Origin of the sequence: Rhodanobacter sp. DHG33 (assembly GCF_014843005.1) — a bacterium.
Lineage (GTDB): Bacteria > Pseudomonadota > Gammaproteobacteria > Xanthomonadales > Rhodanobacteraceae > Rhodanobacter_A.
The window spans coordinates 517,570-534,458 of sequence record NZ_JACYXM010000004.1 but is presented as its reverse complement, the minus strand read 5'-3'; the positions used below and the strand labels follow the sequence as shown (position 1 = coordinate 534,458).

Below are 16,889 nucleotides of genomic sequence, written 5' to 3'. Positions count from 1 at the left end.
CTTGTCCGCTGTCCGCCCGGTGTCCGCGGACACCAAAGTCGCGGCAAGGCGTCGTGGCAAATAACTGAAAAACAGTGTGTTTTTTCAATTATTGCGCTTGGCACGCGGATTGCTGAATACGGATCGGGGCCGCACTGTCCGCGGCAAGGGAACACACGATGATCCGCGATACTTCCGCTCAAGACCGCATCGTCGAGGTCAAGCCCAACCGCAAGCGCCGCCTGCTGTTCATCGGGGGTGGCGTGGCCTTGCTGGTGGTGCTGGCGCTCGCCATGCCGGGCATCCTTCGCCTGTTCTCCGCCGATGCCTCGGTGAGCGCATCGCGGCTGGCCTTCGCCACCGTCGAGCGCGGGCCGTTCGTGCGCGACATCGCCGCTGAAGGCAAGGTCGTGGCGGCGAACAGCCCGACGCTCTACGCCACCTACAACGGCGCCGTGAAGCTGCTCGTGCACGCCGGCGATGTGGTGAAGAAGGGCCAGGTGCTGGCCATCGTGGACAGCCCCGAGCTGCGCAACAAGCTGGCGCAGGAGCAGTCCAAGGCCGATGGCATGCAGGCGGACTACCTGCAGGCGCAGGTGGATGCGCGCACCAAACGCGGCGACCTGCAGAAGGCCTACGACAACGCACAGATCGACGCCAAGAGCGCGGCGACTAATCTCGACCGCGAGCAGAAGGCGTTCGCCGCCGGCGCCGCTACCGGCGTCGAGGTGGATCAGTCGAAGGATGCGCTGGAGAAGGCCAACATCGCGTTGTCGCATGCCAAGTCCGATCTCGGCATGAACAACGACAGCCTCAACTTCAACATCCAGTCGAAGAAGCTGGCGCACGACAACCAGATGCTGGTGGTGCAGGACCTGCAGCGCCAAGTGGACGACCTCAACGTGAAGTCGCCGGTGGACGGTCAGGTCGGCCAGCTGTTCGTCGCACCGGTGGCCACGGTGGCGAAGGACGCGCAGCTGCTGAGCGTGATCGACCTCACCGCCCTGGAAGTGGAAGTGCAGGTGCCCGAGAGCTTCGCCCGCGACCTTGCCATCGGCATGGGCGGCGAGATCAGCGGCAACGGCACCACCTGGAAGGGCCTGGTCAGCGCGATCTCGCCCGAAGTGGTCAACGGCGAAGTGGCCGCACGCGTGCGCTTCGAAGGCAGCACGCCGAAGGAGCTGCGCCAGAACCAGCGCCTGTCCGTGCGCATCCTGCTCGACAAGCGCGACAGCGTGCTCACCGTGCAGCGTGGCTCCTTCATCGACGAATCCGGCGGCAGCTACGCCTATGTGGTCACGGACGGCATCGCCACCAAGACCCCGATCCGCGTCGGCGAAAGCAGCATCGACAAGGTGGAGATCCTGCAGGGCCTGAAGGAAGGCGACCGCATCGTGATCTCCGGCACCGACAGCTTCAAGGGCGCACAGCGCGTCGCGATTAGCAGGTAAAGGTTTTTCCCTCTCCTTCGGGAGAGGGTACCCGCAGGGCGGGTGAGGGTCCGGGCAGAGCGAAACGTTTCGCCTTGATCGAACCCTCAACCTCCACCCTCTCCCGATGGAGAGGGGCTTCAAAGAACCATCACCACCACCGAGGAACGTGAACCATGCTGAAGATGACCCACCTGTCCAAGGTCTACCGCACCGAAGTGGTGGAGACCTACGCGCTGCGCGATTTCAACATCGACGTGAAGGAAGGCGAATTCGTCGCCGTCACCGGGCCGTCCGGCTCGGGCAAGACCACCTTCCTCACCATCGCCGGCCTGCTGGAAACCTTCACCGGCGGCGAGTACCACCTCGACGGCATCGAAGTGAGCCAGCTCAACGACAACGCGCGCTCGAAGATCCGCAACGAGAAGATCGGCTTCATCTTCCAGGCGTTCAACCTGATCCCCGACCTCAACGTGTTCGACAACGTGGAAGTGCCGCTGCGCTACCGCGGCATGAAGGCGCCGGAACGCAAGCAGCGCATCATGGACGCTCTCGAGCGCGTGGGCCTGGCTTCGCGCTACAAGCACTATCCCGCTGAACTCTCCGGTGGCCAACAGCAGCGCGTGGCCATTGCGCGTGCGCTCGCCGGCTCGCCGCGCCTGCTGCTCGCCGACGAACCCACCGGCAACCTCGACACGCAGATGGCCCGCGGCGTGATGGAGCTGCTGGAGGAGATCCACCGCGACGGCGCCACTATCGTGATGGTGACCCACGATCCCGAGCTGGCCGCACGCGCGCAGCGCAACGTGCACATCATCGACGGCCAGGTGGTGGATCTTTCCGAAGACCCGCGCTTCCACGCCAGCGTGTCCGCTGCGCGCGCCAACGCGAACCAGGCCTGAGTGCGCATGGCTGCCCACCCGTCCATCAACCGCGAGTTCCGTCCATGCGCCTGAAGCTGTTGCCCGCACTGCTACTGCTCGCCGCTGCCCCGTTCGCGGGGCATTGCGAGGACTTGATGGATGCCTACCGGCAAGCCGTTGCCAACGATCCGGTGCTGGCCACCGCCGATGCGCAACGGCTTCTGGTGGCGGAAGGCGTGCCGGTGGCGCGCGCGGCGCTGCTGCCGCAGTTGTCCGCCGGGCTGCAGATGGACCAGATCCACGGCGGCGGCAGCCAGACCACCAGCAGCAACGGCAACATCGTGGAAACGGGCGGTTCTGGCCACACGCGCGATCGCGATCTCACGGGCAACCTCAGCCAGTCGATCATCGACCTGTCCGCCATCGCCAACCTGCGTGCGGCCAGCGCGGCCAGCGATTCGCAGGAGCAGACCTACCAGGCCGCGTTGCAGAACCTCTACGTGCGCGTGGCTACGGCTTATTTCAACGTGCTGCAGGCACAGGACATGCTGGACATCGACCGTGCTTACGAGGACGGCTATAAGACGGAATTCGAACAGACTTCCGCCCGCTTCAAGAGCGGCCTGTCGATGGAGGCTGACGTCAACCAGTCGAAGTCGTACTACCTGTACATCAAGGGTATGCGGATCAGCGCGGAGGACAACCTCAAGGACGCGCGCCGCGCATTGGAACAGATCACCGGCAAACCGACCGGTGAGCTGAAGAAGTTGCGCGACGACATGCCCATGCAGGCGCCGCAGCCGAACAACGAGCAGACCTGGGTGGACGCGGCGATGAAGACCAACCCCACCGTGCTCGCCGCGCGCTACGCCGTGACCAGCGATGAGCGCAAGGTGTCGGCGGCGCGCGCCGGTCACCTGCCCACGCTCACCGCGGGGGTGGGTTACAACAAGTTCGGCCAGTGGTCGAACGCGATGCCGGGTACGTCCGCCTACGGACCGGCCACCACCACGGTAGGCCTCACGCTCAACATTCCGCTGTTCAGTGGCGGCCTGGTCCATGCGCAGGTCAAACAGGCGCTTTATCAGCGCGACGCCGACCTCGGCACGCTGGAAAGCCAGCGTCGCCAAGCCGCGCGCGATGTCGCCAACTATTTCAACCTGGTCAACGACGGCATCGATCAGGTGGGCAGTGCGCGCGATGCGGTGGACGCCGCGCAGAAGTCGCTGACCTCGATGCGCGCGGGCTATTCCATCGGCACGCAGACCCTGACCAGCGTGGTTTTCGCGATCCAGAACCTGGCCGAGACGCAGAGCCAATACGCCGCGGCCAAGTACCAGTTCGTCCTCGACAAGCTGCTGCTCAAACAGGCCGCAGGAACCATCGATGTGCACGACATGGAAGCGGTGAACGGGTTGCTGCAGTAACGCCAAGCCTCTCCTTCCAGGCGAGAGCAGGCAAGACAACGGTCCTCTCCCATGCGAGAGGCGGATCAACCACAGAGTGCTGGCATGTTCGCCTACTACTTCCAACTCGGCTTGCGCAGCCTGCGCCGCAATCCCGCGCTTACCGCGTTGATGGTGATGGCGATCGGTTTCGGCGTGGCCGCGTCGATGACCACCTACTCGGTGTTCCGCGCCGTGTCGGGCAATCCGATTCCGGACAAGTCAGCACAGTTGTTTGTGCCGAAGGTGGACAACTGGGGGCCGCAGCAGAATCTGAAAGACAACGAACCGCCGGATGCACTCGATTACGTGGACGCGATGGCGCTGCTGCGGGCGCACGCGGCGAAGCGCCAGACCATGCTGTACCAGGTCATGATGTCGGTCATGCCGGGTGGCGACCGCGAGCTGCCGTTGAACGCGAACGGCTATGCCGTGGGCAGCGACTTCTTCGCCATGTTCGAAGTGCCGTTCCGCTATGGCGGCGGCTGGAGCGCGCAGGACGACGATGCGCGCGCCGCCGACGTGGTCATCAGCGGCGAGCTCAACCGCAAGGTGTTCGCCGGCGAGAACAGCGTGGGGCGCACGATCAATCTTGGCGGCCACGATTATCGCGTCATCGGCGTCACCAGTCATTGGAATCCGCAACCGCGCTTCTACGACTTGTTCGACAACAACTACTTCGCCGGTGAGCCGGATATCTACATGCCGTTCACTCGTGCGATGGACCTGAAGATGTATCCCGTTGGCCGCAACAGTTGCCGCGGCAAGCTCAGCTACACCACCTGGGAAGGCTTCACGCAGAGCAATTGCGTGTGGATCTCCCCCTGGGTCGAGCTGGACAGCCCCGCCGAGGTCGCGAGCTACCGCAACTTTCTCACCAACTATGCCGCCGAGCAGCAGCAAGCCGGCCGCTTCAACTGGGCGCCCAATGTGCGCCTGCGCGATGTGGTGCAGTGGCTGGACTACTACCAGGTGGTGCCGCCGGAAAGCAGCATCTCGCTGATGGTGGCGCTGGGTTTCTTCCTGATCTGTCTGGTTAACACCATCGGCCTGCTGCTGGCGAAGTTCATGCGCCGCGCCGGGGAGATCGGTGTGCGTCGGGCCCTGGGCGCCACGCGCAGCGAAATCTACGCCCAGTACCTGATCGAGGCCGGCACAGTAGGCCTTGCCGGCGGCGTGCTGGGTCTGTTGCTCACCGCCCTGGGCGTGTCCGGCGTGGGCATCCTGTTCCAGCCGGAGATCGCCAGGCTGGCGCAGGTCGATTTCTCGCTGATGGGACTGACTCTCATCGTCGCCATCGCCGCCACCGTGCTGGCGGCGTTCTATCCGGCATGGCGTGCGGCGCACGTGCAGCCGGCCTGGCAATTGAAGGCGGGCTGAGGAGAGCGCCATGAACATACAGATCAGGCCCATCCTCGTTGCGCTGCGCCGGCACAAGGCGGGCACGCTGCTGATCGCGTTGCAGATCGCGTTGACGCTGGCCATCGTGTGCAACGCGCTGTTCATCATCCGCCAGCGCCTGGCCAACCTGTCCGAACCCAGCGGCGTGGACGAATCCAGCGTCTTCGTGATCCGCAACCAGTGGGCAGCCGACTGGCCGACAGCGCAAGTCGATACACAGGTGAAAGCCGACATGCTCGCACTGCGGCAACTGCCTGCCGTGCGCGATGCGACTCCGGCCAGCGGCTATCCGCTGAAAGGCGGTGGCTGGGACAACTACATCAGCATGACGCCTGACCAGACCAAGCCGACCACGGATGCGGCGGTGTATACCGGCGACGAACATTTTATCGACACACTGGGCGCGAAGTTGATCGTGGGTCGCAATTTCCGCCCTGAAGAAGTGATGGTGATGGGTACCCAGCAAGCGATCACGCCGCCCGTGGTGATCGTGACCAAGGCGCTGGCCGACAAGCTGTTCCCCGGTGGCAATGCACTGGGCAAGAGCTTCTACGCGATGGGCACCACGCCGAGCACGATCATCGGAATTGTCGACCCCTTGCAGCGGCAGGGCGTGGATCGATGGGCCAACGCCTATGCCGGGCAGGCGTTGATCTGGCCGATACGGGCGGCTTTTTCGGGCGGTCTCTTCTACGTCGTGCGCGCCAAGCCCGGCCAGCTTGCCGAAGCCATGCGCGAAGCGCCCAAGGCGCTGATCGCGCAGAGCCACATGCGCATCATCGACCCGAAAGACGGCGTTCTGGATTACGCCACCATCCGTCACATGGTCTACGACAGCGACCGCGGCATGGCCATCCTGATGGGCATCATCTGCGTGGTGCTGCTGGCGATCACCGCCGCGGGCATCGTGGGCCTCACCAGCTTCTGGGTGGGCCAGCGCCGCAGGCAGATCGGTGTGCGGCGTGCGTTGGGCGCCAAGAAGCGCGACATCCTCGCTTATTTCCTCACCGAAAATTTCCTCATCAGCACGGCAGGCGTGGCGCTGGGCGCCGTGCTTGCGATCGCCTTCAACCTCTGGACGAAAACCCGCTTCGAGATGAGCCAGATGTCGATGACCTACGTGGGCGTCGGGGTGATCGTGCTGTTGTTGCTGGGGCAGGGCGCCGTGCTGGCGCCGGCGCTGCGCGCTTCGCGCGTGTCGCCGGTGGAGGCCACGCGCTCCGTGTGACGTTTTGTTCTCCGTCCTGCATGGAGGCGTGGATCGGGTTGGGGGTCTGGCTTTACGGATGCGAGGACCCTCTCCCGATCTCTCTGCCGGCAGGGCGGGGGAAAGCAAACATCTTCCTTTGTCCAACAAAGGGAGACAACCAAGGAGAGACGAAAGATGTTCGCCTACTACCTAGACCTCGCCCTGCGCAGCCTAAAGCGCAGTCCCGGCCTCACCCTGCTGATGGTGCTCGCCATTGGCTTCGGCGTGGCTGCCTCGATGACCACATGGTCGGTGTTCCGCGCCGTGTCGGGCGATCCGATCCCGTGGAAGTCGTCCAGACTGTTCGTGCCCCAGCTCGACATCTGGGGGCCGGACAGCCGTAAGAAGGGTGGCTACACCGACATTTCCGACGCGTTCGACTACACCGACGCGGTGGCGCTGATGCGCGACCATCGCGGCAAGCTGCAGTCGGCGATGTACCAGGTATCGCCGTCGGTGGTGCCGGCGGATGCCGCCAAGCATCCGATCAACGTCACCGGCCACGCCGTGTTCAGCGAGTTCTTCCCGATGGTGGAGGCGCCGTTCAAGTACGGCAGCGGCTGGAGCGCGCAGGACGACACCAACCGTTCCCACGTGGTGGTGCTCAGCGACAAGCTCAACCAGAAGCTGTTCGGCGACATAAACAGCGTGGGCAAGAGCGTCAACATCGAGGGCAAGGATTACCGGGTGGCCGGCGTGCTCGACCGCTGGAACCCGCAGCCGCGCTACTACGACGTGGTGAACACCGGCGGTTTCGTCGGCGATGGCGCCGAGGACGTGTTCCTGCCGTTCAATACCGCCATCGACGTGGGCATGCCCAACGATGGCAACACCAACTGCAACGAGATCCCCAAGGGCTCCGGCTTCGTCGGCCTGCAGCAGTCGTCATGCGTGTGGATCTCCTACATGGTGGAGTTGGACAGCTCCGCCGATGTCGACAGCTACAAGAATTACCTCGATGGCTACATGCGCCAGCAGCAACAGGCTGGCCGCTTCAACTGGCCGCCCAAATACGAGTTGCGCGACCTGCCCGCGTGGCTGAACTCCCAACACGTGGTGCCGGACGACACCAAGGTATCGCTGCTGGTGGCGCTGGGGCTGCTGATCGTCTGCCTGGTCAACACGGCGGGTCTGCTGCTGGCGAAGTTCCTGCGTCGAAGCGGCGAGATCGGTGTGCGTCGTGCATTGGGCGCGCCGCGCGGCGCGGTGTACGCGCAGTTCCTCACCGAGGCGGGCATGGTCGGCGCGGCGGGAGGCGTGCTCGGTCTGCTACTGACCGGCGCGGGCGTGGCCTGCGTGGGATGGGTGCTGCCGAAGGACATCGCCGCGCTGGCGAAGTTGGACGTGTCGCTGTTGGCCATGACCCTGCTGGTGGCGGTGATCGCCACCGTGCTGGCCGGTCTGTATCCCACCTGGCGGGCCTCGCGCGTGCAACCCGCGTGGCAGCTGAAGAGCAATTGAGGAGAGCGCCATGAAACTGCATCCCATGATCGCGGCGCTGCGCAGGCACAAGGCGGGCGTGGTATTGATCGCACTGCAGATCGCGCTGACGCTGGCGATCGTCTGCAACGCGGTCTTCATCATCGGGCAGCGCGTCCAGCGCGTGAACCGCCCCACCGGCCTCGACGAGCAGAACCTGTACCTCGTTACCCAGCAATGGGTGGGTGCGCCCACCGGCGACGATGCGGACAGCATCCAGAAAATGGACGCCATGCAGCGCGAGGATCTCGCCGCGCTGCGTGCGATGCCGGACGTGGCTTCGGTGACGCCGACGAACTCGCTGCCGCTGCTAAACCAGAGCTCAAATGGCGCGATGTCGCTCGCGGCGGACGCCAAGCTGCTCGACGGGAATGCGCGGACCACCTACTACTTCGGCGATGAGAATTTCGTGCGCACGCTGGGCCTGCACCTGGTCGCCGGACGCGACTTCAATGCGGGCGACGTCACCAACAAGGGTTTCCGCAACACCAGCGAGCCCGCGGTGGTGATCGTGACCAAGGCGCTGGCCGACAAGCTCTTCCCGAAGGGCGATGCGGTGGGCAAGATCGTCTACCTCGACGGCAGCGGCACGCCTACCACCATCATCGGCGTGGTCGAACGCCTGCAGGTGCCGTCGACGGGCAGCTGGGCCGGCACCTTCGCCTGGAACGCGACGATCGAGCCGGTGCGCCTCAACGGCAATTTCTCGAGCTATGCCGTGCGTGCCAAACCGGGTCGCTTGCTGGCGGCGATGAAGACCACCACGCCCTTGCTGTACAAGGTCAATCCTCTGCGTGTGCTCGATGATGACAGCGTCAAATCGTTCGCCGACATACGCAGCGATGCCTATCGCGCCGATGTCGGCATGGCCGCGCTGATGGGCGTGATCTGCCTGATCCTGCTCGGCGTCACCGCGGCGGGCATCGTGGGCCTCACCAGCTTCTGGGTCGGTCAGCGGCATCGCCAGATCGGTGTGCGCCGCGCACTGGGCGCGCGCAAGGTGGACATCCTGCACTACTTCCAGATGGAGAACCTGCTGATCGCCGGTATCGGCGCAGTGGTCGGCGTGGCATTGGCCATCGGCCTCAACCTGCTGCTGATGCAGCACTACGAGATGGACCGCATGCCCGTGCTCTACGTACTGGCCGGCGTGGTGGTGGTGCTGCTGCTGGGCCAGGGCGCGGTGTTCAGCCCCGCGCGCCGCGCCTCCAACGTGCCGCCGGTGGTGGCGACGCGGGCGGCCTGAGTTTTCGCTGTGCTCCCCTCTCCCGCGGGTGGGAGAGGGGCAACTGGGGAGATATGCAGCGTGTTCGGTTATTACCTCGATCTGGCATGGCGCAGCCTGAAGCGCACACCGATCCTCACGTCGTTGATGGTGCTGGCCATCGGACTGGGCATCGGTGCGTGCATCACCACGCTGACGGTGCTGCACCTGCTGTCGGGTGATCCGATACCGGGCAAGAGCGCGCAGCTGTTCTATCCGCAGGTCATGCCGGACACCCGCTCGAAGACCGAACCGGAAATCGGCTTTACCTATACCGACGCCACCAACCTGCTGCGCGAGCATCGCGCCGACCGGCAGGCCATCGTGGTGAGCAACAACATCAAGGTGTTCGGGCCGCAGGCCGGCGCGCGGCCGATGTCGCTATCCACCGTTGCCACCACCACCGATTTCTTCCCGATGTTCGATGTGCCGTTCCGTTACGGCGCGGGATGGACGCCGACCGAGGACGGCAACCGCGCCCGCGTGGCGGTGATTTCGCAGGAGCTCAACGACAAGCTGTTCGGCGGCGGCAACAGCATCGGCCGCAACATCCGCCTGGACAAGTGGGATTTCCGCATCGTCGGCGTGCTACAGCATTGGCAGCCGCAGCCGCGCTACTACGACCTCTACGGCCATGGCGCCTTCGCGTCGGGCGACAGCGTGTTCATCCCGTTCTCGACCTCGCGCGATCTCGCCGACCTCGGCATCGAAGGCAATGCGCTGGACTGCTGGGAGCAGCTCACCGATCAGGTGCATCTGGAAAACCAACCCTGCCTGTGGCTGCAGTACTGGGTGGAACTGGACACGCCCGCCAAGGTGTCGGCGTATCGCGACTATCTCGTGAGCTATTCCGAGCAGCAGAAGGCGCTGGGCCGTTTCCAGTTCAATGGCAAGCCGCTCACCGGACTGCATGACTTGATGGATTGGCTGGGTTACCTCCAGGTGGTGCCCAGCGACGTACGCCTGCAGACCTGGGTGGCGTTCGGCTTTTTGCTGGTATGCCTGATCAATACGGTGGGTTTGTTGCTGGCGAAGTTTCTGCGACGTTCGGGAGAGATCGGCGTGCGTCGCGCATTGGGTGCCTCGCGCCGCGCAGTGTTCGCCCAGATGCTGACCGAAGCGGCGCTGGTCGGCGTGGCCGGCGGCATGCTCGGCCTCCTGCTGGCTCTCACGGGATTGTGGGCCGTGCGGCGTTCCCCCACGGATTATGCCGCGCTGGCGCATCTCGACCTGCGCATGTTCCTGGTCACCTTCGCGCTGTCCATCGCCGCCAGCCTGGTGGCCGGGCTGCTGCCCGCGTGGCGCGCCTGCCAGATCCCGCCCGCCCTGCAACTCAAGAGCCATTGAGGCGCCAGTCACCATGGAATTGCTGCCCATCCTTTCCTCGCTGCGCCGGCACAAGCTGGCAGCCGGCCTGTTGATGCTGGAGATCGCCGTGGCCTGCGCGATCCTGTGCAACGCGGTGTTCATGATCCGCCAGCGGTTGAGCGAGATGCAGGTGCACACCGGTCTCGCCGAAAGCGAGCTGGTGTGGCTGAAGACCGATGGCGTGTCCGGCGCCGATGCGACTCCGGTGACCGAAAGCAACCTGGCCGCGCTGCGCGGCATTCCCGGCGTGAAGTCGGCGGTGGTGGTGGCTTCGCTGCCGCTGTCGAACGACGACATGAATTTCAATCCGTCCATGGATGCCGACGGCAAGCACCGGGGGCCGAACATGGAATTGATGGTCGGCTCGCCGGGCTACCTGCACGCGCTGGGGATCAAGCTGGTGGAGGGGCACGATTTCAGTGCCGACGACTACGCCGGCGTGGATACGTGGTTGCCGCACTCGCCCTCGATGATCGTCACGCGGGCCGTGGCCGAGCGTCTGTGGCCGGGCCAGTCCGCGTTGGGGCAAGCGTTCTGGATCGGTACGAAGCGCTATCAGGTGATCGGCGTGGTCGACCACATGGTGCGCGGCGAATTGCGCGGCAACGCTTCCGAGTACACGGCGCTTTTCGCGGCCAGGCCGAGCGCCGAGCTGTCGTCGCTGTATGTGTTGCGTGCCGATCCGTCGGCGCTCGATCGCGTGCTGCGCGATGCGGCCGCGAAACTGGCAGCGCTCAATCCGCAGATGCTGATCAACGACAAGGGCACCTATCCCGGCCTGCGCGGAAACTACTTCGCCAGCGATCGCGCGATGGCCTGGCTGCTGGCGACGGTATGTACCGCGCTGCTGATCGTCACCGCGCTGGGCATCGGCGGCCTCGCCAGTTTCTGGGTGGCGCAGCGGCGCAGGCAGATCGGCATTCGCCGCGCCATCGGTGCCACGCGGGGCGACATCCTGCGCTACTTCCAGACCGAGAACTTCCTGATCGTCAGCGGCGGCATCGGGCTCGGCATGGTGTTGGCGTACACGATCAACCTGGCGCTGATGTCGCATTACGAGTTGCCGCGCCTGCCGCTTGCCTATTTTCCCGTGGGCGCGTTGGCGTTGTGGTTGCTCGGGCAACTGGCTGTTCTTGGCCCTGCGCTGCGCGCATCGCATGTGCCGCCGGTAGTGGCTACACGCAGCGTGTGAATCTTTCCCTCTCCGCGGGCGGAAGAGGGCGACGGAGGAGATGTACGGTGTTCGGCTACTACTTCGACCTGGCACTGCGCAGCCTCAAGCGCAACAAGGCGCTCACCGCGCTGATGGTGCTGGCGATCGCGCTGGGCATCGGTGCGTCGATGACGACGCTCACCGTGCTGCACGTGCTGTCCGGCGACCCGCTGCCGGGTCGCAGCGGGTCGCTGTACTACCCGCAGATCGATCCGCGCGAGAGCCAGGGCTACCTGCCGGGCAAGACGGATCCGATGGACCAGATGACCTGGATCGACGGCATGAACCTGCTGCAGGCGAAGCGCGCGGACCAACAGGCGCTGATGACCGGCGGCAGCGTGGCGGTGCAACCGGACAACAGCACGCTCGACCCGTTCTACCAGACTGCGCGCTACACCACGTCCGGCTTCTTTCCGATGTTCGGCGTGCCGTTCGAGTACGGCCACGGCTGGGGCGACGCGGAGGACGATGCGCATGCGCGGGTCGCCGTCATCAGCAGCCAGTTCAACGACAAGGTCTTCGGCGGCGGCGACAGCACCGGCAAGACGCTGCGGCTGGACGGCGAGGCCTTCCGCGTCGTCGGGGTGATCGGCGACTGGAACCCCAACCCGCACTTCTACGATCTCAACCGCAAGAGCTACAACGAGAATGAAGGCGTGTTCGTGCCGCTGTCCACTTCGCAGGATCTGGGCATGATCCATGACGGCAGCGTCAATTGTTGGGGCAACGGCGGCGGCGGAAATACGCCCGATCACAACTCGCCCTGCGTGTGGCTGCAGTTCTGGGTGCAGCTGGACAGCCCGTCCAAGGCTGCTGCCTACAAGGAATTCCTCGTCAACTACTCCGCGCAGCAGAAGGCGCTGGGTCGTTTCGGCCGGCCGCCGAACGTGCAGCTGCGCAACGTGATGCAGTGGCTGGACTACAACATGGTGGTGCCCGACGACGTGCGTCTGCAGACCGGGCTGGCCTTCGGCTTCCTGCTGGTGTGCCTGGTGAACACCGTGGGCCTGATGCTGGCGAAGTTCCTGCGCCGCGCCGGCGAGCTTGGCGTGCGTCGTGCGCTGGGCGCCTCGCGTAGTGCGTTGTTCGCGCAACTGCTGGTGGAGTCCGGCGTGGTCGGATTGGTCGGCGGCATGGGCGGGCTGCTGCTCGCGCTCATCGGCCTGTGGCTGGTGCGGCGGCAACCGGCGGAATACGCGCCGCTGGCGCATCTCGATCCCGTGATGCTGCTAATCACCTTCCTGCTGGCGTTGGGCGCGAGTCTCCTGGCCGGCCTGTTGCCTGCATGGCGCGCCTGCCAGGTGACGCCGGCCCTGCAATTGAAGAGCAACTGAGGACGCCATGATCGAATTGCGGCCCATCTTCTCCACTCTGCGGCGGCACAAGACCACGGCGTGGCTGCTGGTCCTGGAAATCGCCCTGACCTGCGCCATCGTCTGCAACGCGGTGTTCCTGATCGGCCAACGCCTGCAACGCATGGATCTTCCCAGCGGCGTCGCCGAGCACGAGTTGGTGCAGATCCAATTGGGCCGCATCGGCAAGAGCACGGAGGCCATGGCGCAGTCGCAGACCGATCTGGCCGCATTGCGGCTGATTCCCGGCGTGAAGCAGGTGGCGGTGATCAACCAGCTGCCCTTCAGTGACGGCGGGGCGTCGAACAGCGGCATCCGGCTAAGCCCGCAACAGCAGCAGGACACGCTAGAAGCCACCACGTACTACGGCGAAGGCGCGCTATCCACGCTGGGAGTTCGGCTGCTGGAAGGGCGCGACTTCCAGCATGGCGAATATGCCGATTTCGGCACCATCATCGCCGACCTGCACAACGGCGACCTGAAGAACCTGCCTTCGACCATCATCGTCACCCAGGCGCTGGCCCAGCGATTGTGGCCCGGTCAGGAAGCGCTAGGCCAGACGATCTACGTCGGCAAGGGCCTGCCGTTCCGAGTCATTGGCGTAGTGGCCGACTTGGGGCGGCCGAACGACCTGAACCAGGGGCCGGAGTACAGCACCGTGTGGCCCATACGCATGACGGTGGCCGACGGTTCCAGTTACGTCATCCGCACGGCGCCGCAGGATCGCGCAACCGTGCTTCAGTCCGCCGTGGCCAAGCTCAAGCAACTCGATCCCAATCGCGTTGTGCTGGTGAAGCGCACTTACGACGACGCGCGCCACGAGTTCTTCGCCAACGACCGCGCGATGGCCGGCATCCTGGTCGGCGTGATCGCGGCGCTGCTCACGGTGACCGCGCTGGGCATCGTGGGCCTGGCCAGCTTCTGGGTGGGGCAGCGCCGGCGCACCATCGGCGTGCGCCGTGCACTGGGCGCGACGCGGGGCGACATCCTGCGCTATTTCCAGGCCGAGAACTTCCTGCTCGCCAGCTTCGGCATCGCGTTCGGCATGGTGCTGGCCTACGGCATCAACCTGTTCCTGATGGTGCATTACGAATTGCCGCGGCTGCCCGGCATCTATTTTCCGGTAGGTGCCGCGGTGCTGTGGGTCATCGGCCAGCTTGCCGTGCTCGGCCCGGCGATGCGGGCCGCGAACGTGCCGCCGGTGGTGGCGACGCGGTCGGCTTGAACTTTCCCTTTTGCCCGTCGGGAGAGAGGAAATCGGTGATGGAGGCGTGTGATGTTCGGCTACTACCTTGACCTGGCATTGCGCAGCCTTGCGCGCAACAAGGTGCTCACCACCTTGATGGTGGTGGCGCTTGCGCTGGGCATCGGTGCGACGATCACCACGCTGGCCGTGCTGCGGCTGCTGTCCGGCGATCCGCTGCCGCAGAAGAGCGCGCAACTGTTTTACCCGCAGATGGACCCCTATCCCGCAAATCAGCCTTTCTCGCGCAGCGGCAAGATGCCGTGGCTGCTGAGCTACGTCGACGCGATGAACCTGCTGCGCGCGCGCAGGGCGCAGCGGCAGGCTGCGGTGGCGCTGTCGCAGGTGAAGGTGATGCCGCAGACGGCGGATGGCAACCCGTTCTATGCGGACGGCGTGATGACGACGGCGGATTTCTTTCCGATGTTCGATGCGCCGTTCCAGTACGGCGCGGGTTGGAGCGCGGGCGACGACGACGCTCGCGCGCAGGTCGCGGTGATCGCCGGTTTCCTCAACGACCAGCTGTTCGGCGGTGCCGACAGCGTGGGCCACATGATCCGCATCGAGGGCCACGATTTCCGCATCGTCGGCGTGCTCCGGCCTTGGGCGCCGCAGCCGCGCTTCTACGCGCTGCATCTGGGAGGGCACAGTTACGGCAAGGGCCAGGGAGTGTTCGTGCCCCTGCAGAGCGCGCGTGCCGACGGCATCACGCCCAGCGCGATGATGTCCTACGGCCCCGGTTCCGGCATGGACCACCTGGAGACTTCGCCTGCGATCTGGCTGGGCGTGTGGTTGGAGCTGCCCGATGCCGCTGCGGTTTCAACCTACCGGCGGTTCCTCGCCAACTATGCGCAGCAGCAAGTGGCGCTGGGGCGCTTCCAGAAATCGCGTACGGCGATGCCCGCGCTGATGGAATGGCTGCGCGGCGAGCATGTGGTACCGGACGATGCCCGCCTGCAGGCCGGCCTGGCGTTTGGCTTCCTGTTGATCTGCGTGGTGAACACCGTGGGCCTGCTGCTGGCGAAATGTCTGCGCCGCTCGCGCGAGATCGGCGTGCGCCGTGCGTTGGGTGCTTCGCGCGCGGCCATCTTCGTCCAGTTCATGGTCGAGGCCGCCATCGTGGGCATGGTCGGTGGCGTGCTGGGGCTGGTCTTTGCCGAGTTGGGGCTGTGGGGCATCCGCCACCAGCCGGCGCAGTATGCCGGCCTCGCGCACCTGGATCTGTCGATGTTCCTGTTCACCTTCGTGGTGGCGTTGGCGGCCAGCCTGATCGCCGGCCTGCTGCCCGCGTGGCGCGCCTGCGCGGTGGCGCCGGCCCCGCAACTCAAGGCGGCTTGAGGAGTCGCGTATGGAAATCCGTCCGATACTCGCCAGCCTGCGCAAGCACCGCATCCCGGCCATGCTGATCGTGCTGGAAATCGCGCTGGCCTGCGCCGTGCTGTGCAATGCGGTGTTCATGATCGGCCAGCGCCTGGACGACATCGGCTGGCCGAACGCGATCGACGAGCAAGGCATCTCGGTGGTCAGCGTGAACGGCGCCGACCCCAAGCTCGCCGCCAGCGACATCCCGCGCGACCTCGCCGCCTTGCGCGGCATCGCCGGGGTAACCGCGGCGGCCGCCGCGACCAGCATGCCGCTGGACCGGAATCCCGCGTTGTCGAGTTTCACGACGACGCCGGACGGCAAGACCACGGTGAACACTTCGATCTATTTCCTAGGCAGCGGCGGCGAACAGGCGTTGGGCCTGCGCCTGCTGGAAGGCCGTTTCTTCAACGCCGACGAATATGCGGACAGCGGCTTCAAGGATTTCAATTCCACCGGCCACGTCATGCTGGTCACGCAGCGCGATGCGCAGCGGTTGTGGCCGGGGCAGGACGCGTTGGGCAAGACGCTGTACACCAACGGCAATAGTTGGACGGTGGTCGGCGTGATCGCCGACGTGCTGGCGCAGGACCCGAACTTCAGCGGGCCGGGCGGCCGCTATTCCAGCGTGTTCTTCCCGCTGCATCCGGACGGGGTGATGGGCGACTACGTGCTGCGCAGCGCGCCGCAGGATCGCGCGCGCGTCCTGCGCGAGGCGCGGCGAGCGCTGGGCCGGCTGGAAGTCGGTGCGGTGGTGGATGGCGCGACCTATGCCGGCATGCGCGGCGACTATTTCGCCGATGCCCGCAGCATGGTGTGGATGCTGCTGCTGGTGTGCGTGGTGATGCTGGCGGTGACCGCGTTCGGCATCGTCGGGCTCACCAGTTTCTGGGTGGGCCAGCGGCGTCGGCAGATCGGCATCCGCCGCGCGGTGGGGGCTACCCGCAGTCACATCCTGCAGTACTTCCAGACCGAGAACTTCCTGCTCGGCACGGCCGGTGTGGTGCTGGGCATGGTGCTGGCCTTCGGCATCAACCTGTACCTGATGCAGAGCTACGAGATCGCGCGCATGCCCTGGTACTACCTGCCGGTCAGTGCGGTCGCCATGTGGGTGCTGGGCCAGCTCTCCGTGCTGGCTCCGGCGTTGCGTGCCTCGAACGTGCCGCCCGTGGTGGCGACGCGAAGCGTGTGAATCGATTTGCCTCCGCATGCGGAGGCTGGGATGCAGTGAGGAGAAACGC

13 protein-coding genes are annotated in these 16,889 nt (G+C 65.4%); all 13 read left to right on the top strand.

What is annotated here, in order from left to right:
• Window positions 1-158: 158 nt before the first annotated feature.
• The 13 genes from IHE46_RS10295 to IHE46_RS10235 all read left to right on the top strand — a co-directional run bounded on the left by IHE46_RS10295 (window position 159) and on the right by IHE46_RS10235 (window position 16,840).
• The gene (locus tag IHE46_RS10295) at window positions 159-1,430 is read left to right on the top strand and encodes an efflux RND transporter periplasmic adaptor subunit (RefSeq protein ID WP_192164535.1); all 1,272 of its coding nucleotides are present in this window, start codon (window positions 159-161) and stop codon (window positions 1,428-1,430) included.
• Window positions 1,431-1,585: 155 nt separating this feature from the next.
• The gene (locus IHE46_RS10290) at window positions 1,586-2,311 is read left to right on the top strand and encodes an ABC transporter ATP-binding protein (RefSeq protein ID WP_192164534.1); all 726 of its coding nucleotides are present in this window, start codon (window positions 1,586-1,588) and stop codon (window positions 2,309-2,311) included.
• Between the two features lie 44 nt (window positions 2,312-2,355).
• A complete protein-coding gene (locus tag IHE46_RS10285) occupies window positions 2,356-3,699 on the top strand; it encodes a TolC family outer membrane protein (RefSeq protein ID WP_192164533.1) in 1,344 nt (447 codons plus the stop codon).
• Between the two features lie 84 nt (window positions 3,700-3,783).
• Window positions 3,784-5,097 (top strand): ABC transporter permease, encoded by a 1,314-nt coding sequence (locus tag IHE46_RS10280; protein ID WP_192164532.1) that lies wholly within the window; start codon window positions 3,784-3,786, stop codon window positions 5,095-5,097.
• Window positions 5,098-5,107: 10 nt separating this feature from the next.
• A complete protein-coding gene (locus IHE46_RS10275) occupies window positions 5,108-6,346 on the top strand; it encodes an FtsX-like permease family protein (RefSeq protein WP_192164531.1) in 1,239 nt (412 codons plus the stop codon).
• 156 nt (window positions 6,347-6,502) lie between these two features.
• On the top strand, window positions 6,503-7,828 hold the full coding sequence (locus IHE46_RS10270) for an ABC transporter permease (RefSeq protein ID WP_192164530.1): 1,326 nt from the start codon (window positions 6,503-6,505) through the stop codon (window positions 7,826-7,828).
• Between the two features lie 10 nt (window positions 7,829-7,838).
• Entirely contained in the window at window positions 7,839-9,092 is a 1,254-nt protein-coding gene (locus IHE46_RS10265) for an ABC transporter permease (RefSeq protein WP_192164529.1), read from the top strand.
• A 60-nt stretch (window positions 9,093-9,152) separates the two neighbouring features.
• Window positions 9,153-10,457 carry an ABC transporter permease gene (locus IHE46_RS10260; protein ID WP_192164528.1) on the top strand — a complete coding sequence of 435 codons (1,305 nt, stop codon included), beginning with the start codon at window positions 9,153-9,155 and terminating at the stop codon, window positions 10,455-10,457.
• A 13-nt stretch (window positions 10,458-10,470) separates the two neighbouring features.
• Entirely contained in the window at window positions 10,471-11,670 is a 1,200-nt protein-coding gene (locus tag IHE46_RS10255; protein ID WP_192164527.1) for an FtsX-like permease family protein, read from the top strand.
• A gap of 47 nt (window positions 11,671-11,717) precedes the next feature.
• Window positions 11,718-13,025: an ABC transporter permease gene (locus tag IHE46_RS10250; protein WP_192164526.1), complete on the top strand. Its 1,308-nt coding sequence runs from the start codon at window positions 11,718-11,720 to the stop codon at window positions 13,023-13,025.
• 10 nt (window positions 13,026-13,035) lie between these two features.
• Window positions 13,036-14,268 carry an FtsX-like permease family protein gene (locus IHE46_RS10245; RefSeq protein WP_192164615.1) on the top strand — a complete coding sequence of 411 codons (1,233 nt, stop codon included), beginning with the start codon at window positions 13,036-13,038 and terminating at the stop codon, window positions 14,266-14,268.
• Window positions 14,269-14,319: 51 nt separating this feature from the next.
• Window positions 14,320-15,624, top strand: a complete 1,305-nt coding sequence (locus IHE46_RS10240; protein ID WP_192164525.1) for an ABC transporter permease — start codon at window positions 14,320-14,322, stop codon at window positions 15,622-15,624.
• A 10-nt stretch (window positions 15,625-15,634) separates the two neighbouring features.
• Complete coding sequence (locus tag IHE46_RS10235) at window positions 15,635-16,840, top strand: FtsX-like permease family protein (RefSeq protein WP_192164524.1); 1,206 nt, start codon at window positions 15,635-15,637, stop codon at window positions 16,838-16,840.
• The last annotated feature ends 49 nt before the right edge of the window (window positions 16,841-16,889 follow it).